Origin of the sequence: Mycolicibacterium neoaurum (genome assembly GCF_036946495.1) — a bacterium.
GTDB classification, from domain to species: Bacteria; Actinomycetota; Actinomycetes; order Mycobacteriales; family Mycobacteriaceae; genus Mycobacterium; species Mycobacterium neoaurum_B.
Genome location: NZ_JAQIIX010000002.1, coordinates 1,167,782 through 1,185,665 on the forward strand (window position 1 = coordinate 1,167,782; position 17,884 = coordinate 1,185,665).

Here is a 17,884-nt window from a genome sequence, read left to right on the forward strand (position 1 = left end):
AGCATGTCCTCTGATGCCAATGAACTTGGTCACGAGCCGATTGCCATCGTTGGAATGTCGTGCCGGTTTCCCGGTGGAATCGACTCCCCCGATAAACTCTGGAAGGCAGTACTGGACGGTATCGACGCGACCGGTGCGTTCCCCACAGACAGAGGATGGAATCTCACGCATCTGTGTGGCGGTGGTGGTCAATCTGATGCACCCGGCACCACCTACACGGCCGGGGGCGGCTTTCTCTATGACGCCGCGGACTTCGACGCTTCCTTCTTCAACCTCTCACCGAGAGAGGCCCGGATCACCGATCCGCAACACCGCATAATGCTCGAACTCGCATGGGAGGCCATCGAACGCGGTCATGTCGATCCCGTGTCACTACGCGACAGTGCGACCGGCGTCTACTTCGGCGAGATCTGGGACGAGTACGGAGATCGGTTCCTCGCCGATGCCACGGATTCCGACAGAGGCTTCGGCGAGTTCGAGGGTCACGTCTCGGTGGGTAACTCCCGCGGCGTGCTATCCGGACGGATCGCCTATCTGCTGGGTCTACGTGGACCAGCAATCACCCTTGATACCTCGTGTTCGTCGGCGTTGGTCGCTCTGCACCTCGCCACCCGAGCTCTGAGCGCGGGCGAATGCCGCTATGCGCTGGCCGGCGGTATCACCGTGATGTCGACGCCGGCTTTCATCATAGACTTCTCTCGGCAGCACGCATTCAGCGCGGACGGACGCAGCAAAGCGTTCTCCGACGATGCCGATGGGATGGGCGTCGGTGAGGGCGCCGGGGTGCTCTTCCTGGAACGGCTCTCCGATGCGGTGCGCGCGGGCCACCCGGTGGCCGCTGTGATCCGCGGGAGCGCGATCAATCAAGATGGCACCTCCGACGGCCAGACCGCACCGAGTCAGACCGCGCAGGAACAGCTAATTCTGAGTGCGCTGACCGATGCCAGGTTGGAACCAAAGGACATCGATGTAGTCGAGGCACACGGAACCGGAACGATTCTCGGTGACACTACGGAAGCCGGTGCCCTGCTTGCGACATACGGCCAGCACAGGCCGGACGGGAGGCCGTTGTGGATCGGATCGTTCAAGTCGAACGTCGGCCATTCTCAGGCGGCGGCTGGCGTTGGCGGCGTCATCAAGATGGCGATGGCCATGCGTTATGGCACGATGCCCAAAACCTTGCACGTCCGACGTCCGACCCCACGAGTCGAATGGAGCAGCGGGGACGTCCGCATCCTCACCGAGAAACGCGCTTGGGACGACATGAGTTCACCGCGACGGTCGGCGGTATCTTCGTTCGGTATCAGCGGAACCAACGCACATGTGGTGCTGGAACAGTACGACGCCGGAGACCGCGCGGCGAGCCGCTTGTCGACGTCGCCGAACGATGCGCCACAGAATTTGCCTGTCTTCGTATCAGCCAAATCGCAGGAATGTCTTCACAATAGGGCTGCTCAGCTGCGGGACTGGATGGCAGAACGTCCAGGAGTAGATCCCGCCGACATTGCGTGGTCCTTACTACGCACGCGGTCTGCGCACCAGCACCGGGCAGTGCTTGTCGGCAACACCGAGGAAGTGATCAAGGGTGTGTCGCGACTTGCAGACGGAAAATCGGCCCCTGGACTGATAACAGGCCGCGCTCGCGCACGGAAGGTGGCATTTGTCTTTCCCGGGCAAGGATCCCAATGGGATTCGATGGGACGAGAGCTCTACGCAGAGTCACCCGTGTTCGCCGCGCGTCTGCGCGAATGCGATGAGGCATTGGCTCCGTACCTCGACTGGTCGATCACCGAGGTGATCTGCGGACGGTCCGCCCTGTCCTACGACCGGGTGGACGTAGTCCAGCCGTGCCTGTTCTCGATAATGGTGGCCTTTGATGCCCTCTGGCGTTCCTACGGCGTGGTGCCGACCGGAGTTATCGGACACTCGCAGGGTGAGATCGCAGCGCTCTGCGTGGCTGGGGCGCTATCGTTGCACGAGGCAGCCCGTATCGTGGCACTACGCAGTCAGGCTCTCCTTGAGATCTCCGGGCGCGGCGCCATGGTCGCCGTGCACGCCCCCTTGGAGTCAGTCCAGCATCTCGCTCTCGAGCTCGCCCAATCCATCGAGATCGCGGCAGTCAACAGCGCCCGTTCCGTTATCGTCGCCGGAGACACCGCATCAATCGATGTGTTTCTGCACAGATGCGCATCCGAAGCGATAGAGGCGCACATGCTGCCCGTCACCTACGCATCGCACTCGTCCCATGTCGAACCGTTGGCCGCGACGCTGCGCACCGCATTAGGGGATAGGCCGATGGCGGCGACCACCACAGTATTCTACTCATCTGTCTCCGGCGCCCAGCTCGATCCGGCGCTGGCGAACAGCGAATACTGGTACGAAAACCTGCGAGCACCAGTCAATTTCAGATCCGCTGTATCCGCTGCTCTGGCCGACGGCTTCGACACCTTTGTTGAGATCAGTCCGCACCCCGTACTCGTGCCGGCAATCGAACAGTCCGCGCAAGATTCGGATACCGCCATCGTCGCCACCGGTACGTTGCGTCGCGACGATGGCGGTATCAAACGTTTCCTGCAATCAGCCGCGGTCCTACACTGCGCCGGCGCCGACATCGATTGGACGTCCTGCTTCGACGTTGCGAGAGCTTCCACGGTGGATCTGCCGACATACCCGTTCTCTCGGAAGAGATACTGGGCAGACCTTCCGAAACCACGGCGGTCATCCGCCGCAGACAGTGTGATCCACCCATTCCTGAATGACGTCACCCGGATCGCAGCGGGTGATCTGACCGTGTACAGCGGAGCGATATCGGCTACCAGCAATCCATGGCTGCTCGACCACGTCGTACAGGATCGCGTGATCCTGCCTGGAACTGCCTTCTTGGAACTGGCGTTAGCGGTGTGCCGCAAAGAGGGACTCGACGCGGTCCGCGAGTTGACACTCGTCGCACCATTGACAATCTCGCCCGAAAAGTCAGTGCAGATTCAGATCGCAGTCCGACGACCGCACGGGATGCACACCGAGATCTCTATGCACTCCGATGCGGGTGATCCCGCAAGACCGAACCCATGGACACTGCACGCAACCGGCTTTCTGGGTTCCCCGGATTCCGAGCCCCGCCCGGCTACTACGGCACCGGTGTGGCCGCCGCGGGGCTCAGTCCGGATCGACTTAGACAGGTTCTACCGAGACCTCGGCAAAACAGGGTATCGCTACGGGCCGGCGTTCCGCGGCCTGTCCCGTGCCTGGGTAGCCGCCGGCCGAGCGTATGCAGAGGTGACATTGCCGGCAACTGTTTCGGACGGCGCCGGATATGTGATCCACCCGGCAGCACTCGACGCGGGCCTACAGTTGTGTGCCGCTGGAGCGCTGCTCCCTGTGGACGAGGGCATGAAACTGCCATTCTGTTGGCAGTCGGTCCGCGTACCAGCAGCTCGGAGTGACCGGCTTCGAATAACGCTGGCGAACCTTGATGACCGTGCGATTACAGTGTCGGTCTGTGATTCCGACGACGTTCCACTCATGTCAGTCGCCGCACTGACCATGCGCGACTCGGCACCGCATCTCGCCGATACCGCGAGAACGCCGAGCCCAACAGCCGAGGACCTCACCGCGAAGGAACTCCGCTGGGAGCGGCTCCGGCGCGGCCAAAGTGGTGAGCAGAAACCAATTCCTGATCGCTGGTCCTTCGTCGGACCTCCACCCAGTGCCGTCGGTACAAACGGCCAGATCGATTGCCATGTAGACGTTCCCACACTCGTCACCGAGCTGCAGGGATCGGACCGCCCCCCACCGGGAATCGTGTGGGTTCTGCCCACGTCGGCGTCCGACGTCGACCCGTGCCCGACGAGGGCGGAAGCGGCCGTGGCGGAAGTTCTTATTGCAGTGCAGCATTTGCTCGCCAGCGCGACGCTGAAGAACACCTGCATGTTCGTGGTCACCGCCGGTGCCGTGGACACTGGGCGCGGGGAGCGCATCGATCCGACTGCCACAGCTGTGTGGGGTTTGGTTCGCTCGATCCAGCGAGAGGAGCCCGGCCGTATCGTGCTCGTCGACTCAGACCATACCGACTCGCTGGTTGATCAACTCGCCATGGTATTTGCTTCCGGCATCGATGAGGCAGCCCTACGACAAGGCGTTGTACTGACGCCAAAAATCCGTAGGAGAACTGAAAAGTCGATCGATGTCGACAATTTCACTCACTGGCAAATCGTCCCTAGCGCCGACGGGATGGTTGATGCCATCACGGCGCACGAGCGCCCTGTGGAAGCTCCGGATGCTCAAGAGGTGGTAGTCGCGGTCCGGGCAGCCGGCGTCGCCTTCCGTGATGTGATGATCGCTCACAACATCTATCCCGAGCCGTCGCCTCTTGGACTTGAAGTCTCTGGCATCGTGGTCGAGGTTGGTTCAGAAGTCGACGATCTGATGGTTGGCGATCGTGTCTTCGGGTACTGCAGCGGCACCTTCGCAGATTCGGTGACCGTCGATTATCGGCAGCTGGCGAAAGTGCCGAGCGAGTGGACCTTTGCCCAGGCGGCTGCCATTCCGACGGCGTATATCACCGCATACCACGCCCTCATCGAACTCGCTCAGCTCAAGCGCGGGGATTCGATCCTGATCCATTCGGCGGCGAGCGGTACCGGGATGGCTGCAGTCTTCCTCGCCCAGTGCATAGGCGCTGATGTCTATGTGACCGCAAGCCCCGCCAAACATGAATTCCTGCGTTCGCTGGGCATACCCGAGGACCACATTGCGTCATCGCGGGATGCCGGCTTCAGTGACCGGTTCCACGCTGCGACCGGCGGTGTCGGCGTCGATGTGGCCATCGATGCCTTCTCCGGTCCACTGGTCGACGCGACACTTCGTATCATGGCTCCGCAAGGGAAGTTCATCGAGATCGGGGTGCGCGATGTTCGCTCACTCTCCGAGATCGAGACCGACTATCCTGGCGTTGCCTACTACCCAGTGAACATGACGAAATTCGAACCGGGTTACTACGGTAGAACTTTCACGAAGATTGCGGATCTCATTTGTTCGGGTGGCTGGCAGGGGATGCCCATCCAGTGCTGGGACATCCGACAGCTCCGCCAAGTACTGCGCTACATGAGCACCGGACAACAGACCGGAAAGCACGTGGTGGTCCTACCGACCAAGACTACAGATTTGTCCACCGGGACACTCGTCATTTCAGGTGGCACGGGCATGGCTGGCATGCACACCGCACGGCACGCAGTTCAGTCCTGGGGATGCCGAAGTCTCATCCTGCTATCCCGGTCCGGCGGCTATCCAGATGCCGTGGCCGCACTTCGACACGAGATCGCCGAATTCGGTGCACAAATGCAGGTTGTGGTCGGTGACGTATCCAACCGTGCTGTCATGGAAGAGCTTTCGGCGGTCGCGCCACCTGGCTATCCAATTAGCGGTATCGTTCATGCGGCAGGAACGTTGGACGATGTGCTGGCCACCCAGATGCAACGATCACACCTTCATTCCGTCTTCCGTTCGAAGGCGCTTGGCGCTTACCATTTGCACGAATGGGCGAGCAATCTCGGGATTTCCATGTTTGCGATGTATTCGTCGGTCGCAGCCACCCTCGGCAGCCCAGGTCAGGCCAACTACGCTGCCGCCAACGGATATCTTGACGGATTGGCCGCGTTTCGGATGGCAAGAGGCCTTCCTGCCACTTCCGTTGTCTGGGGGCTGTGGAGTGAACCCAGTTCTCTCACTCGAACGGCGTTGGCTCGCAGCGATCAGCCCCTACGCCAACTCGGCGTTCTTAGTTTCGACCCGGCGAGCGCTTTGCAAGCTCTGGACCGTGCGTTGCACGATTCCGATTCGGTGGTGTTGTGCGCAAGCATCGAGCAGCTGGCCCCGCAGCACAATCCATCTTCCGTACCAATACCTGCATCTATGCCCGTCCGCATAAGCGGATTGGACACCGCGCTGGCAAAGGTGAATCAGGAGATTGCAAGTACTCTCGGCCTAGACGATTCCGACGAAGTCGATCCCGACAAGCCATTCCGAGAGATCGGCTTCGATTCGATGACTGCAGTCGAACTTCGGAATCGACTCAACACCGCGACCGGGCTGCGACTGGATGCCTCTGTTGTCTTCGATTGCAATACACCGCACCGCCTGGCGGAATACATCATGTCAAGCACCAACCCATGAGGCTCGAACAACAGTGAGGTAGTAGCCCGTGAAACCACCGGTGATCGTATCCACCGCACGAACTCCTTTCACCCGCGCCTTTTCCGGACAACTGGCGGGCAGTTCGGAGTTCAACCTCGCCAAGGAAGCCGTCCGAGGAGCGATCGACCGCTCCGGCGTGGACCCACGCCATATCGACAACATCATGCTGGGCGAGGTCTATCAAGGTGGCGGGTGCATAGCGCGCTACACCGCGTTGGATCTCGGACTGCCCCCGGATACCCCAGGCGTGGCGATCGGCGGGTTCTGTGCCTCCGGGATGCTGGCAATCCATCATGCAGTCGCATCGGTCCGATCCGGTATGAGCCGGTGCGTGATCGCGGGTGGAGTCTCTTCGATCTCGCAGTCGAAGTTTGTGACACCGCAATTTCTGCAAACCGGAATCCTTGAGCAGGAGTGCTCACCAAGCCATCCGGGTATGGGCGACGCGCCCGTGCTGGACCTCGTGATCACGCTCGGGGAAGGAACCGCGAAGATGTTCGGTCTGACCCGTACGGAGATCGACGAATGGGCCTGCAGGGCACATGCTTTGGCTGTTGCTGCAATTGAACTCGATCTGCTCGATACCGAGAAAGTCGCCGTGGCCACTGAGAACGGCGAGGCCTTCGCCGACGAACTGCCGCACCGTGGACTTGACTTGGATCTGCTGGCGAGCATGGACTCCTTCCTGGGGCCCGAGTTCACGGTCACGGTAGGAAATCAAACGGCCTTGACCGACGGAGCGGCATCAGCAGTCATCGTGGACGCCGACTTCGCCGCAGAACAAGGTTTGACCCCGCTGGCCGAGATAATCGGTTGGTCGGTCAAGGCAACCGAGCCGGACAAGGCAACCGCAGCGGCAGTGGCATCACTGCGAAAGGCAGTCGACGTGGCCGGCATCCGTCTCGATGACATCGACTTATACGAGATACATGATTCGTATGCTTCCATTGGTCTCGCGTTCGAAAAGGACCTGGAGATCGACCGCGACCTCATCAACGTCTATGGCGGTGGTCTAGCCCTCGGGCATCCGTACGCAGGCTCGGGTACCCGTGTCGCCGGTACCCTAATTAATGCACTGCAGCGCCGCGGCGGCGGTTTGGGAGCCGGTGCGATCGTCGGCGCTGGCGGAGTGGGTGCGAGCGTGGTACTCAACGTCCTGCCACACCCCACTGGCTCAGGTTCGTGAGTTAGGGAATGCGCAACTTGCCAGATATCGGAAGGCACCAAGATTGGCGCGAATCAGACTCGCGTACAGGGTTATTCGCCTTTTACCGCAAATTCCTCCGTGCCATCGGTCACCGACGCATTGCATTCCCGCTCAGGTGGCTGACCGTATCCTCAGATCGAGCACTGTACCGGTTGACTAAGGGACGCTGGACGAGTTCTGCCCTCGCAGGCATCCCTTCATTGACGCTGCTGATCAACCGCCCGAACGGCGTTGTCATGGTTCCCCTTCAGTATTTGACGCTCGACGGCGCCCTTTACATCGTTGGCACAAACTGGGGTCGAGAGATCCAACCACGCTGGAGCGCTTGGTTGCAGAGTGGAAGTGAATGCGCCGTGAACATTCGCGGAAAAGAACTGCCTTGCATCGCGGAACACATTGTCGGAATAGAACGACCTGGTGTCTGGCACGAAATTACGGCTCTTTCACCCTACTTGGCTCAGTGTCAAGATCGAACTCGCCGCGAGCTCCCGGTGTTCCGCCTACGTGTCGCCGGTTGAGACGTCGCGATTACTGCACAGGTTTGTCGGCAACCACGATGACGTAGTCCAACCACGGACACCACGCTCGCATGCCTAGACGTGCGTAGAAGATGCGGCCGATTGGGTTGACTTCCTTGAGCTCCCCGCGCTTGAGCCGCGCGCTACTGAAGTCTTCGAGGGGCCCGAACACGTAGTCTCGAATGGAGTACAGCTTGATATTTTCCAATCCGGCTCTTCGCAGTAAATTCCGATAATCATCGGACGTAATCCGCTTCTTGCCAGATGACATGAAGATGGACCGCACGTAGGCGCCGATGAGCGGGAACCATCGTACGGCACCCGTGACCTGTTGGGCCGGAAGCGGAATAATGTCGGCGGTAACCAACCTTCCACCCGGACTCAACACCCTGTAGGCCTCCCGAAAGAACTTTTCCCGGGACGGGAAGTGAAATGCCGACTCCACAGCAACGATCTTGCTCGCGGTGGAATCATCACGTGGGAGATCGTCAGCCGAGCCGTGTACGAATCGAACCCTTTCGCCCAAATCAAGATCGATGGCGCGCGAGTTGGCAATCTCGATCTGCTTGGCAGACACGTTTACTCCGATAATCTTCTGCGGCACAAACTCTTTCATGAACAAGAAGTCCTGATCGCCAAACCCACAGCCGACATCGATGAGTACGTCATCGGAATTCAGATCGGCTTCCTGTCCCACCAATCGGACCAACTCGGCAGATGCGTCGTCCATAGAACCTGGATTGTTCTTCCAATATCCAAAGTTCACGTACAACGAATTCTCGCCGATCAGATTAGACGTTCCGACGATGCCGTCATAGAGTTTGCCGGCACGCTCCGCGCCACTGCCGCCGCCCAGTGCAGCGACGCGGCCCATCTCCTTGAGCCACCGCAATACTCGTCGAGGCAGGGGCGTGGGCCGACGATATTCCGCGACAGTCACAGCCTCGATAGTACTCAGAATTTGCGCGTCGTATCTGAAATGGAGCGGAGCTGGAGGGACCGATTATCAAGCATGAATTACCCCGGCCCAAACAGTATCTCGTGACCGACCTTATTTCGATGTAGCCCGCACTGACAGTCCCACATACTGCATGGCGGAAGTCCACGGCCGAGTCGGCCGAAAGCTGCTCAGCAACTGGCCAACAGGTATCGCTCGATCACCTGACGGGACCGGCCCTGACTAGATCGGCGTGATGTAGCTGATCAGCCAGCGGCCGTCGACCTTCTGGTAGTCGACCTTCAGCCGGCTGCCGTCGTACACCGACTCCTTGGACTTGTCGGTGACGGTGCGGTTCATGAAGACCAGCACCGATGCCGAATCCCGTTGCGCACTCAGCATTCCGGCACCGACGGCGTGTGCCTGGCTGACCACCTGACGCTCCCGGGCCTGCGGGATGATGTCCTTGGCGGCGCGGTCCTCGAACTCGCGCCGATAATCCGGGGTCAGCAGCGTCGCCGCCTCGGACAGACTGCGCTCCACCGTCTGGAAGTCATAGCCGAAGACCCGCGGAATTTGCTGGATGGCCAGAGCGGGCAACTCGGCCTCGGCTGCCTGCGCCGCTCGCGTCTGCACCCTGTCCCAATACAGGCCGCCCGCGACGGCCGCCAGCGCGACCAAGGCGAGGGCGAACAACATCGACGCCGTCTGGATGAGTCGGGTGCGCATCAGTTGCCCCCTTCGGGGTACTTCAGGTCGTATGCGGTCATGTGGCCATTGCCGTCCTCGTGCACGATCACCCGCATCCGGTACGGCTGTGACGGGGTGTTCACGCCGTCCATATCGGTGACCGTCACCCGCACCGACACCAGAACCGATGCGTTGCCGCCGATCTCGTCGATCTTCTCCAGTGCCGCACCACTGATGACAGCCTCGGAGCTGGCATTGGTGTCACGGAAGATGGCCTTCAGGTTGTCGACGTTGTTGTCCTGGCTCATCATGTCGCGCAACGGTCCGCTGGTGCCGTCAACGAAACGGTTCACGCTCTCGTCGATGCTGTCCTGGTCGTAGCTGAACATGTTCATCACCGTCTGCGAGGCGGTGTCGACGAATCGCTGTTCGCGGGCCTGACTGTCGGCCGCCTCACGTCGCTGCACCGTGAGCACCACGACGGCGGTCACCAACAGGGCCGCGGCGACCAGGGCTGCCACCGCGGACACCAGCGATACCAGCGCCCGGTGCGGCTTGCGCGGCGGTAGCTGCATCGCGCGCACCGACGCGGGCACTGTGGCCGTCGGCGCCGGCAGAGTCGTGGCCACATCGGTGGCACCCGCGCCTGCCGGACCGGCGGCCCGGGACGCCCGCCGGCGCACTACCTTGCGGGTCTGCTCCCTAGCGGTGTCGGTGTTGTCGGTCGTTTCTCCGTCAACCATCTACAGCTGTCCTGGCGCCATCATCAGATCCACCCAATTCTCCGCGGGGGTGAACTTATCACTCCCGGATGCGAACACTCCGGTGCCGCCGTTCGTGGGATCGGCGAACACTCCCGTCTTCGGATCGTAGGTGGTCGTCAGGGACGCGCTGGCCACGGGCTGTTCGGCGGGTAGCGGACCCGGGATCGGAGGTGCAGGCGGGGGCGGCACCAGCGCCTCGGGCGGTGGCGCCAGAGCCGGGGCCTCTGAACCCGGCGGCCGGTAGATCGGCGTACCCGGCGGCAGCGGCGGAGCAGGCACCTGCCGACCGTAGGGCGGCAGCACCTGATCCGGCGGGGCATAGAACGGCCACGGGGGTGCCGGCGGATTGTTGTTCGGCGGCACCGGGTTCGGGAACGGCGCGTTGGGTGCCGGACCCGGCCCCGGTTGCACACCCGGCGGCAACTGCACGGCGGGCGCGCCAGGATCGTAATCCGCCGCCGGCGGGATGTTCGGGAACTTGTTCGGCGGCGTGATGTTGCGTGGGTCCGTGATCGGGGTGCCATAGGGCACCGGTGGCCCGCGCCATGGGTTGCTGCCGATAGGGACGTATCCGACCGGATCGCGGCACAGCTGCACAGTCGGTGCCCGCTTACCGGGGAACTCCTGGCACGGGTAGTTACGCGCACCGCGCACGACCGACGGATCGTTCTGTGCCGTCTTGCAGTACAAATCGGTCGGCAACTCACGCAACGTGGTGTCGGCCGGCGAACGGATCTCCGTCGGGGGCAGGAAGCCGACCGAACACGGCGGCGAATCGCCCAGGTTGATCTTGAAATCCAGCTTGCCGCCCTCGTCGGAGGGCAGACCGGTACCGACCGTGTACAGCGCGGCCAGCAGAGCCGGGAAGATCACCAGTGCCTGCTCGATCGACTTGTGATAGATGACGCCGATTCGACCGACGTTCGCCAGATTGGCGGCGAGCACCGGGAACGTCGGCCGGATCCCCTCGAACGTCACATTGGCCTCGGCGGCGGCACCCGGCACCGTCTGCAGCACCGAACGCAGCTGCGGATCGGCATTGGCGATCTCACCTGTCAGCCGCGCCAGGCCGTCGGCGGTGGCACGGATGTTGTCTCCGGACTCGATCTGGGCGTCCAGGAACGGGCCGGCCTCGTCGATCAGCTGTGCGGTCTGCGGATAGGCGGCATTGGCCTCGTCGACCAGATCGCGACCGGACTGGATGAGCCGGGCCAGCTCGGGACCTGACCCGTTGAAGGCCTTGAAGGTCTCCGACAACAGATCCTGGATGCGGGCATCGCCGACGCTGCTGACCAGGTCATCGGCCTGCTTGAGCAGTCCGGCGATGTCCTGGCCGATCGCGGTGCGTTCCACCCCGATGGTCGAACCGTTGCGCAGTAGCTCGGAATCGGCCTGTCCCTCCGGCGGGACCAGATCGATGTACTGCTCACCGACCGCGGACACGCTCTTCACGGTGGCGGTGACATTGGCGGGTACCTCGGTGTCGGTGTTCAACCGCATCTTGGCGGCCACACCGTCATCGGTCAGCCCGACTTCCTCGACCCGACCGATGGTGACACCGCGATAGGTGACGTTGGCGTTCTGATACAGACCGCCGCCGGCCACGAAATTGGCTGTGACGTTGTAGGTTCCGATTCCCAGCGTCGCGGGCACGTGCAGGTAGAACGCCGAGATGGCGGTGACGGTCAACACCGTCACCACTGCGAAGATGGACAGCTGCAGGCGGGTCAGACGGGTCAGCATTACGGTGCCTCTCCGTGCTGAGTCGCGGTACCCGGTGGAATCTTGAACGGGTCCGCCGCCTGGCCCGACAGATTGGCTACTGCACCGGTCAGGAAGTCCGGCGGGTTGATCACCTCGTTGAGCCGCTTCATGTTCGGGTCGAAGAAGGACGTGGGGAACAGGGTTTCGCCGAACCGGCGCACGGTCAGGTCGAAGGTCACGAACACGTTCAAGTAGTCACCCCGGACCGCACTGCGCAGGTATTTGTAGTGGAACGGGAACGTCGGCAGGAACTCCAGGTCCTTGATGAAGTCATCGGCATTGTCGTTCAGCGCCTTGATGATCGGATACAGATCCTTGAGATCGGCGGCGAAATCGTCCTTGGTCTCCGAGAGCACCCGCGAGCCCACCTCGGCGAAGCCGCGCAGTGCGGTGAACGCGTCGACGATGTTCTGCCGGTTGTTGTTCAGCACCAGCAGCGCGTTGGGCAGCGTGTCCAGCGTGCGTCCCAGGTTGTCCTTGCTGCGCGCCAAGATCGAGGCGAACCGGTTCAGCCCGTCGGCCGCGGCGATGATGTCATCGGTCTGGCGGTCCAGGGATGCCGTCAACTCGGTCAACCGGGGCAGCAGACCGGCGAAACTTCCGGATCGGCCGGCGACCGCGGCGTAGGCCTCATCGGTGATGTCCTGCAGCGCACCGAGATTGCCCTTGTTGACCACGATCCCGAGGGCGGAGAGCACCTCCTCGGTGGTGGGATAGCGCCCGATGGCACCCAGCGGGATTCTCGAACCCTGCTTGAGCTTGCCCACCGGATCGTCGACCGGTGGCGCCAACTGCACATGCTGGGACCCCAGAAGAGAGGTCTGAGCGACGGTCGCCGTCGCGTTCTCCGGCAGATCCACATCACCGTCCAGTGACAGTTGCACAGCGGCGTAGAAGGTGCCGTCGGGCCGCTGCACGGCCTCGATACCGGAGACGCTGCCGACGGTGACATCGTCGAGCATCACCGGCGAGTTCTGCGGCAGCGTCGCCACATCGGGCAGCTCGGCGGTGATGACATACGAGCCGGCACCATGACCGGCGGTCCCCGGCATGTTCAGCGAGTTGAGTCCACCGAACTGACAACCGGCCAACACCAGCGCCGACGCGCCTAGCGCGCCGCCCCGCAACAGCATCCGGGTCATCCACCCGCTCCTTCCGACGGTGCCGGACCGGGCAGCGGCCCGGTGCCCATCGGAGGCGGCGGCGGGACCGGTCCCGCCGGGGAGATCTGACCTTCCACGGCCGGCGGCGGCAGGATGAGCTGGCTGAGGTTGCCACCCGGCGGGGCGGTCGGCGGGGTCACCCCCGGCGCCGGTTGCCACTGAAGGTAGGGCACGGGCGTCCGAGACTTGGCCTCCGTCGCCGGGGTGTCGTAGATGATCTGACCCTTGTACGCGGTGATGCTGTCGATCGGGTGGAAGAGGATGGGCGGGTAGTTCATGGTGATGCGTTTGAGCACCGGGCCCATCCGCTGTCGGCAGATCTCGGCGCGCTTGTAATTGTCCGGGTTCGCGCCGGTGTCGAAGGTGCCCGCGCAGATGAACTGGACCGGGTTGGCGAAGTTGGGCAGCGACAGCAGACCGGCGACGGTGCCCTGCGCGGGGTTGTAGATGTTGTAGAAGTTGGCAAGACCGTTCGGCGTCACGTGCAGGATCTGCTCGATGTCATCGCTGTGATCGGTGAGGATCTGGGTGAACTCGGACAGACTGTTCACCGATTTGATCAGCGACGAGTTCGACTCACTCAGCAGCCCACGGACGTCACCGAGTGCGGTGTTCAGCACACCGAGGGTGTTGTCGAGATCGGCGGAACTGTCGGCGAGCACCTGCGACACCGATGCCACGTGGTTGGTGAACTGGACGATCTGTTCGTTGCTGTTGGACAGCGCGTTGACCAACACCTGGAGGTTGCGAATTGTCCCGAACAGATCGGCCCGTGAGTCGCCGAGGCGGCCGGCGGTCTGGGACAGCTCGCGCAGCGCTTGCCGGAACGAGTCGCCATTGCCGTCGAAGGTGTCGGCGGCCTGATTGACAAAGGTGGTCAGCGGCCCCTGCAGGCCACCCTCCTTCGGTCCGAGCTGGGTGCTCAACGCGGTGAGCTGTTCCTTGACCTCGTCCCACTCGACCGGCACGCCGGTGCGATCCATCCCAATCTCGGCACCGGCGGCCAGCGTGTCCCCACCGGTGTAGGCCGGGGTGAGCTGGATGAACCTGGCCGAGACCAGGTTCGGGGCGATGATGATCGCCCGCACGTCGGCGGGTACGCGGACGTCGTCCTGCACGGTCATGGTGATCTTGACGTCGTCGGCACGCGGTTGGATCGAGTCGATCCGGCCCACCGGAACGCCGACGACCCGGACATCGTCACCGGGATAGAGCCCGACCGCGGTCGGGAAGTAGGCGACGATCTTGTGTCCGCCTCGGTTCGGCAACACCAGGTAGATGCCGACCGCGAGCAGCGCGACGAGGGCCACCGCGACGGCTCCGCGCAGCCAGGTCGGTCTTTTCGATCTCGGTTGCGTCATGGCGTTTTCGGCCTAATCAGAGTCCGTTCGGAGATGTATCCGCGCAGCATGTCGGCGAGGCTGTCGGGCAGCTTGCCGGGCTGGAAGTAGGTGTCCAACAGCACCTCGGACATGGTCGCAGGCGGCAGCCCGTAGAGGTTGATGTTGAAGCCCGGGCCGTTACCGACGACCTCGGCCAACGCGGTGGCATACGGCGGCAGCCGCTTGAGGGCTTCCCCGATGTGTTCCTTGCGCTCCAGCAGGTTCGCCATGACGGCGTCCAGCCTCTGCAGCACGGGCAGGAACTCGCGCTTGTTGTCGGCGACGAACCCCGAAAGCTGTTGAGACACATCATCGATACCGGCGATCAGCGTGCTGAGCGCCTGCCTGCGCTCATCGAGGGCTGCGAAGAGCTGGTTACCATCGGTGATCAGCTGGTTCACCTGTCCGGAGCGTTCCGCCAGCGTCTGCGAGACGTTCTTGGCATGCAACAGCAGCTGTTCGAGCGCGGCGTCGCGCTTGTTGAGGCTACGGCTCAGGTCGGCGACCCCGTCCAGGGCGCCGCGCAACTGTGGGGTGGCATCGCGCAGTGTATCGGTCAGCGTCTGCAGGGCCTGCTCGAACCGCGGCTTGTCGAGTGCACTGACGTTGCCACCGAGATCCTGCAGCGCAGTGTTGAGCGTATATGGCGTGGTGGTGCGGTTCACCGGGATGACGGTGGAATCGCCACTGCCGCCGGGGGTGACCGACAACGACTTCTGGCCGAGGACGGTATCGGTCTTGATGGCCACCAGCGTCTGGTTGCCGACCTTGATCTTGCGGTCCACCGTGAATCCGACCTTGGCCTGATCACCGGCCAACGAGACCGAGTTGACCTTGCCGACGTTGATCCCCGAGATGTTCACATCGTTGCCGGGGGTGATACCGCCGGCATCGGTGAAATATGCCTCGTAGTTGCGGCCCTGCGGATACCAGGGCAGTCCGGTGTACCCGAAGGACACCAGCACCAGGCAGGACACCACGAAGATACCGAGGATGCCGGTGCGCAACGGGTTACTGCGATCGGGGCTAGCCACTTGCCGAACACCTCCCCTTCGACGGGTCCGGCGGTCCACCGAACGGGATCAGGATGTCGCTACCGGCGGGGCCGTTGATCTTCATCCGGATGGAGCAGTAGTAAATGTTGAAGAACGCACCGTAGGCACCAAGACCGTTGAGCCGCAGGTAGTTTTCGGCCAGCGGCTCGATGACCTTGTTGATATCGGCCTTGCGCTCGTCCATCCGCTGCATCAGCGGCCGGGCATTCTCGATGACACCCTGCAGCGGCCGCCGCGACGCCTGCAACATCTCGGTCAGGTCGTTCTCGGCGCTGGCCAGTGGTGCGATCGCCCCAGCGATGGGATCACGGTTCTCGGCCAGACCGGTGATCAGCTTCTGCAGCTCGTCGACGCTGGCATTGAACTGCTCACCCTTGTCGTCGATGGTGCCCAGCACGGTGTTCAGGTTCGTGATGACGTCGCCGATCAGCTGGTCGCGGGCGGCCAGGTTCTGGCTGAATGAGCTGGTGCTGGCCAACATGCTCTGGATGGCCCCGCCTTGGCCTTGCAGCAGTTCGATGACGGCATTGCTGACCTCGTTGACCTTGTTGCCGTCCAGGCCCTTGAGCACGGGTCGCAACCCACCGAGCAGCGCGTCGAGATCCAGCGCGGGCTGGGTGTTGGCCGTCGAGAGCGTCGACCCTGCCGGCAGCTTCTGCAATTCGCCTGGGCCGGAGGTGATCTCCATATAGCGGTCACCGACGAGGTTCTCGTAGCGCACCACCGCGCGGGTCGAGGTGTAGAGCTGGTAGCGCTTGTCGACATCGAAGGCGACATCGACGGTGTTGTCCGGGTTCAGGGTCACCGCACTGACCGAGCCGACGGGCACACCGGCGATCCGCACGTCCTGACCGGTCTTGAGCCGCGAGGCTTCGGTGAACGTCGCGTGGTACTGGTTGCTGGAGGCGAACCGGAACTGCCCGAACACCACGATTAACCCGGCGGCCACCAGCACCATGGCCATGGTGAAAACCGCGACATTGATGAGGGTCCTGCGCTCGCTGTTCATCAGAAATCATCCCGTTCGGCAAAGGCACCGTTGAACAGGAACTGCAGTGTGGACGGCGCATTGAACTGCAGCTCGGTGTTGGGCTGGAAAGGCACGTAGGCGTTGTCGGTCACCAGGAACGGGGTGTGGTACCAGGAGCCGCCGGCCTGCTTGCCGGGAACATCGGGCAGGCCGCGGCAATTGGGGCCGCCCGAGGCGTTCACGATCGGCAGACTCTCCGGGTACGTGTACGACGGGGCACCCGGGATGAAGCTCGACGCCACGAACAGGCCCGGCCGGATTCCGCCGATGATCGGTGCGAAGGTGTCGATGACCATCGCGGTGCCCTGCAATATGCAAGGGAATACCGGCGAATACTCACCCACCACCTTGAGCGGCGCGCGCAATCGCTGGATGGCGGCGATGTAGTCGTCGGCAGCGGGTTCCAGGGTGGCCGTGCCGTTTTGGGCCAGCCCGGTGGCGGCCAGCAGCGCGGCGTTGAGGCTGTCCTGCTCGTCGACGATGGTCTGGGCCACCCGCGGCGCGTTGTCGAAGATGCTGGCCAGATCGGGACCCGCGTCACCGTAGATCCCCGCGACGACGGCCGTCTTGCGCAGGTCGTCCTGGACCGTGGGCAGCTTCGGATTGAGCTGGGCCAGATAGCTGTTCAGGCCGGACATCGCGACGCCGAGGTCTTCACCGTGGCCCCGCAGGCCCTCACCGAGCGCGGTGACGGTGGCGTTCAGGTTCACCGGGTCGACCTTGTGCAGCACATCGGTCAGCGTCTGGAAGAGCGTGTTGACTTCGAGCTGGACAGACGATGCCTGGATATTCGTCCCGGCCTGCAGGGTGGTGCCGCGCGGTTCCGGCGGCGGCAGGAACTCCACCGATTTCGCACCGAAGACTGTGGTACCGCCTATCTTGACGACGGCATTGGACGGGATGAACCGCATCTGGCTGCGATCGATCGACAGCGTCAGCTTGGCCTGATCCCCGGCGTACTCGATATTGGCGACCTTGCCGATCTGGATCCCGCGGTACTTGACCTTGGCGTCGCGCTCCATCACCAGACCGGCCCGCTGCGAGGTGACGGTCACGGTGTCCGTGGCGGTGAATGCCGCGGTGAAGAACAGGTAGGTGAGAACCACCGCGATCACCACGACGGTGGCCAGGATCGCGGCGGCGATCCTGACATGGCTGCGTTTGGCGAATCCGTCTGACATC

At 62.7% G+C, this 17,884-nt stretch carries 12 protein-coding genes; 3 read left to right on the top strand and 9 right to left on the bottom strand.

Translation table 11 applies throughout. The features are described 5' to 3' along the window. Positions 1-3: 3 nt before the first annotated feature. The 3 genes from PGN27_RS11015 to PGN27_RS25730 are packed head-to-tail and all read left to right on the top strand — an operon-like array spanning position 4 to position 7,917. A complete protein-coding gene (locus PGN27_RS11015) occupies positions 4-6,171 on the top strand; it encodes a type I polyketide synthase (protein WP_335326152.1) in 6,168 nt (2,055 codons plus the stop codon). A gap of 28 nt (positions 6,172-6,199) precedes the next feature. Next, complete coding sequence (locus PGN27_RS11020; protein ID WP_335326153.1) at positions 6,200-7,378, top strand: thiolase family protein; 1,179 nt, start codon at positions 6,200-6,202, stop codon at positions 7,376-7,378. A gap of 8 nt (positions 7,379-7,386) precedes the next feature. Further along, positions 7,387-7,917 (top strand): nitroreductase/quinone reductase family protein, encoded by a 531-nt coding sequence (locus PGN27_RS25730; protein WP_418888585.1) that lies wholly within the window; start codon positions 7,387-7,389, stop codon positions 7,915-7,917. Positions 7,918-7,927: 10 nt separating this feature from the next. On the opposite strand, the gene PGN27_RS11025 is transcribed toward PGN27_RS25730, so the two are convergent. The 9 genes from PGN27_RS11025 to PGN27_RS11065 form a co-directional block, all read right to left on the bottom strand. After that, on the bottom strand, positions 7,928-8,857 hold the full coding sequence (locus PGN27_RS11025) for an SAM-dependent methyltransferase (RefSeq protein ID WP_335326154.1): 930 nt from the start codon (positions 8,855-8,857) through the stop codon (positions 7,928-7,930). Positions 8,858-9,097: 240 nt separating this feature from the next. Next, positions 9,098-9,583 carry an Rv1363c family protein gene (locus tag PGN27_RS11030; protein WP_335326155.1) on the bottom strand — a complete coding sequence of 162 codons (486 nt, stop codon included), beginning with the start codon at positions 9,581-9,583 and terminating at the stop codon, positions 9,098-9,100. Next, a complete protein-coding gene (locus PGN27_RS11035; protein ID WP_335326156.1) occupies positions 9,583-10,287 on the bottom strand; it encodes an Rv1363c family protein in 705 nt (234 codons plus the stop codon). Before PGN27_RS11035 ends, PGN27_RS11030 begins: the two co-directional genes overlap by 1 nt. Continuing rightward, positions 10,288-12,051, bottom strand: a complete 1,764-nt coding sequence (locus tag PGN27_RS11040) for an MCE family protein (RefSeq protein WP_335326157.1) — start codon at positions 12,049-12,051, stop codon at positions 10,288-10,290. Beyond that, the gene (locus PGN27_RS11045; RefSeq protein ID WP_335326158.1) at positions 12,051-13,214 is read right to left on the bottom strand and encodes an MCE family protein; all 1,164 of its coding nucleotides are present in this window, start codon (positions 13,212-13,214) and stop codon (positions 12,051-12,053) included. Before PGN27_RS11045 ends, PGN27_RS11040 begins: the two co-directional genes overlap by 1 nt. Continuing rightward, a complete protein-coding gene (locus PGN27_RS11050) occupies positions 13,211-14,596 on the bottom strand; it encodes an MCE family protein (RefSeq protein ID WP_335326159.1) in 1,386 nt (461 codons plus the stop codon). The genes PGN27_RS11045 and PGN27_RS11050 overlap by 4 nt, the downstream gene beginning before the upstream one ends. Beyond that, positions 14,593-15,651, bottom strand: a complete 1,059-nt coding sequence (locus tag PGN27_RS11055; RefSeq protein ID WP_335326160.1) for an MCE family protein — start codon at positions 15,649-15,651, stop codon at positions 14,593-14,595. The genes PGN27_RS11050 and PGN27_RS11055 overlap by 4 nt, the downstream gene beginning before the upstream one ends. Continuing rightward, positions 15,644-16,681 (bottom strand): MCE family protein, encoded by a 1,038-nt coding sequence (locus PGN27_RS11060; RefSeq protein ID WP_335326161.1) that lies wholly within the window; start codon positions 16,679-16,681, stop codon positions 15,644-15,646. Before PGN27_RS11060 ends, PGN27_RS11055 begins: the two co-directional genes overlap by 8 nt. Beyond that, a complete protein-coding gene (locus tag PGN27_RS11065; RefSeq protein ID WP_335326162.1) occupies positions 16,681-17,883 on the bottom strand; it encodes an MCE family protein in 1,203 nt (400 codons plus the stop codon). Before PGN27_RS11065 ends, PGN27_RS11060 begins: the two co-directional genes overlap by 1 nt. Position 17,884 lies beyond the last annotated feature (1 nt).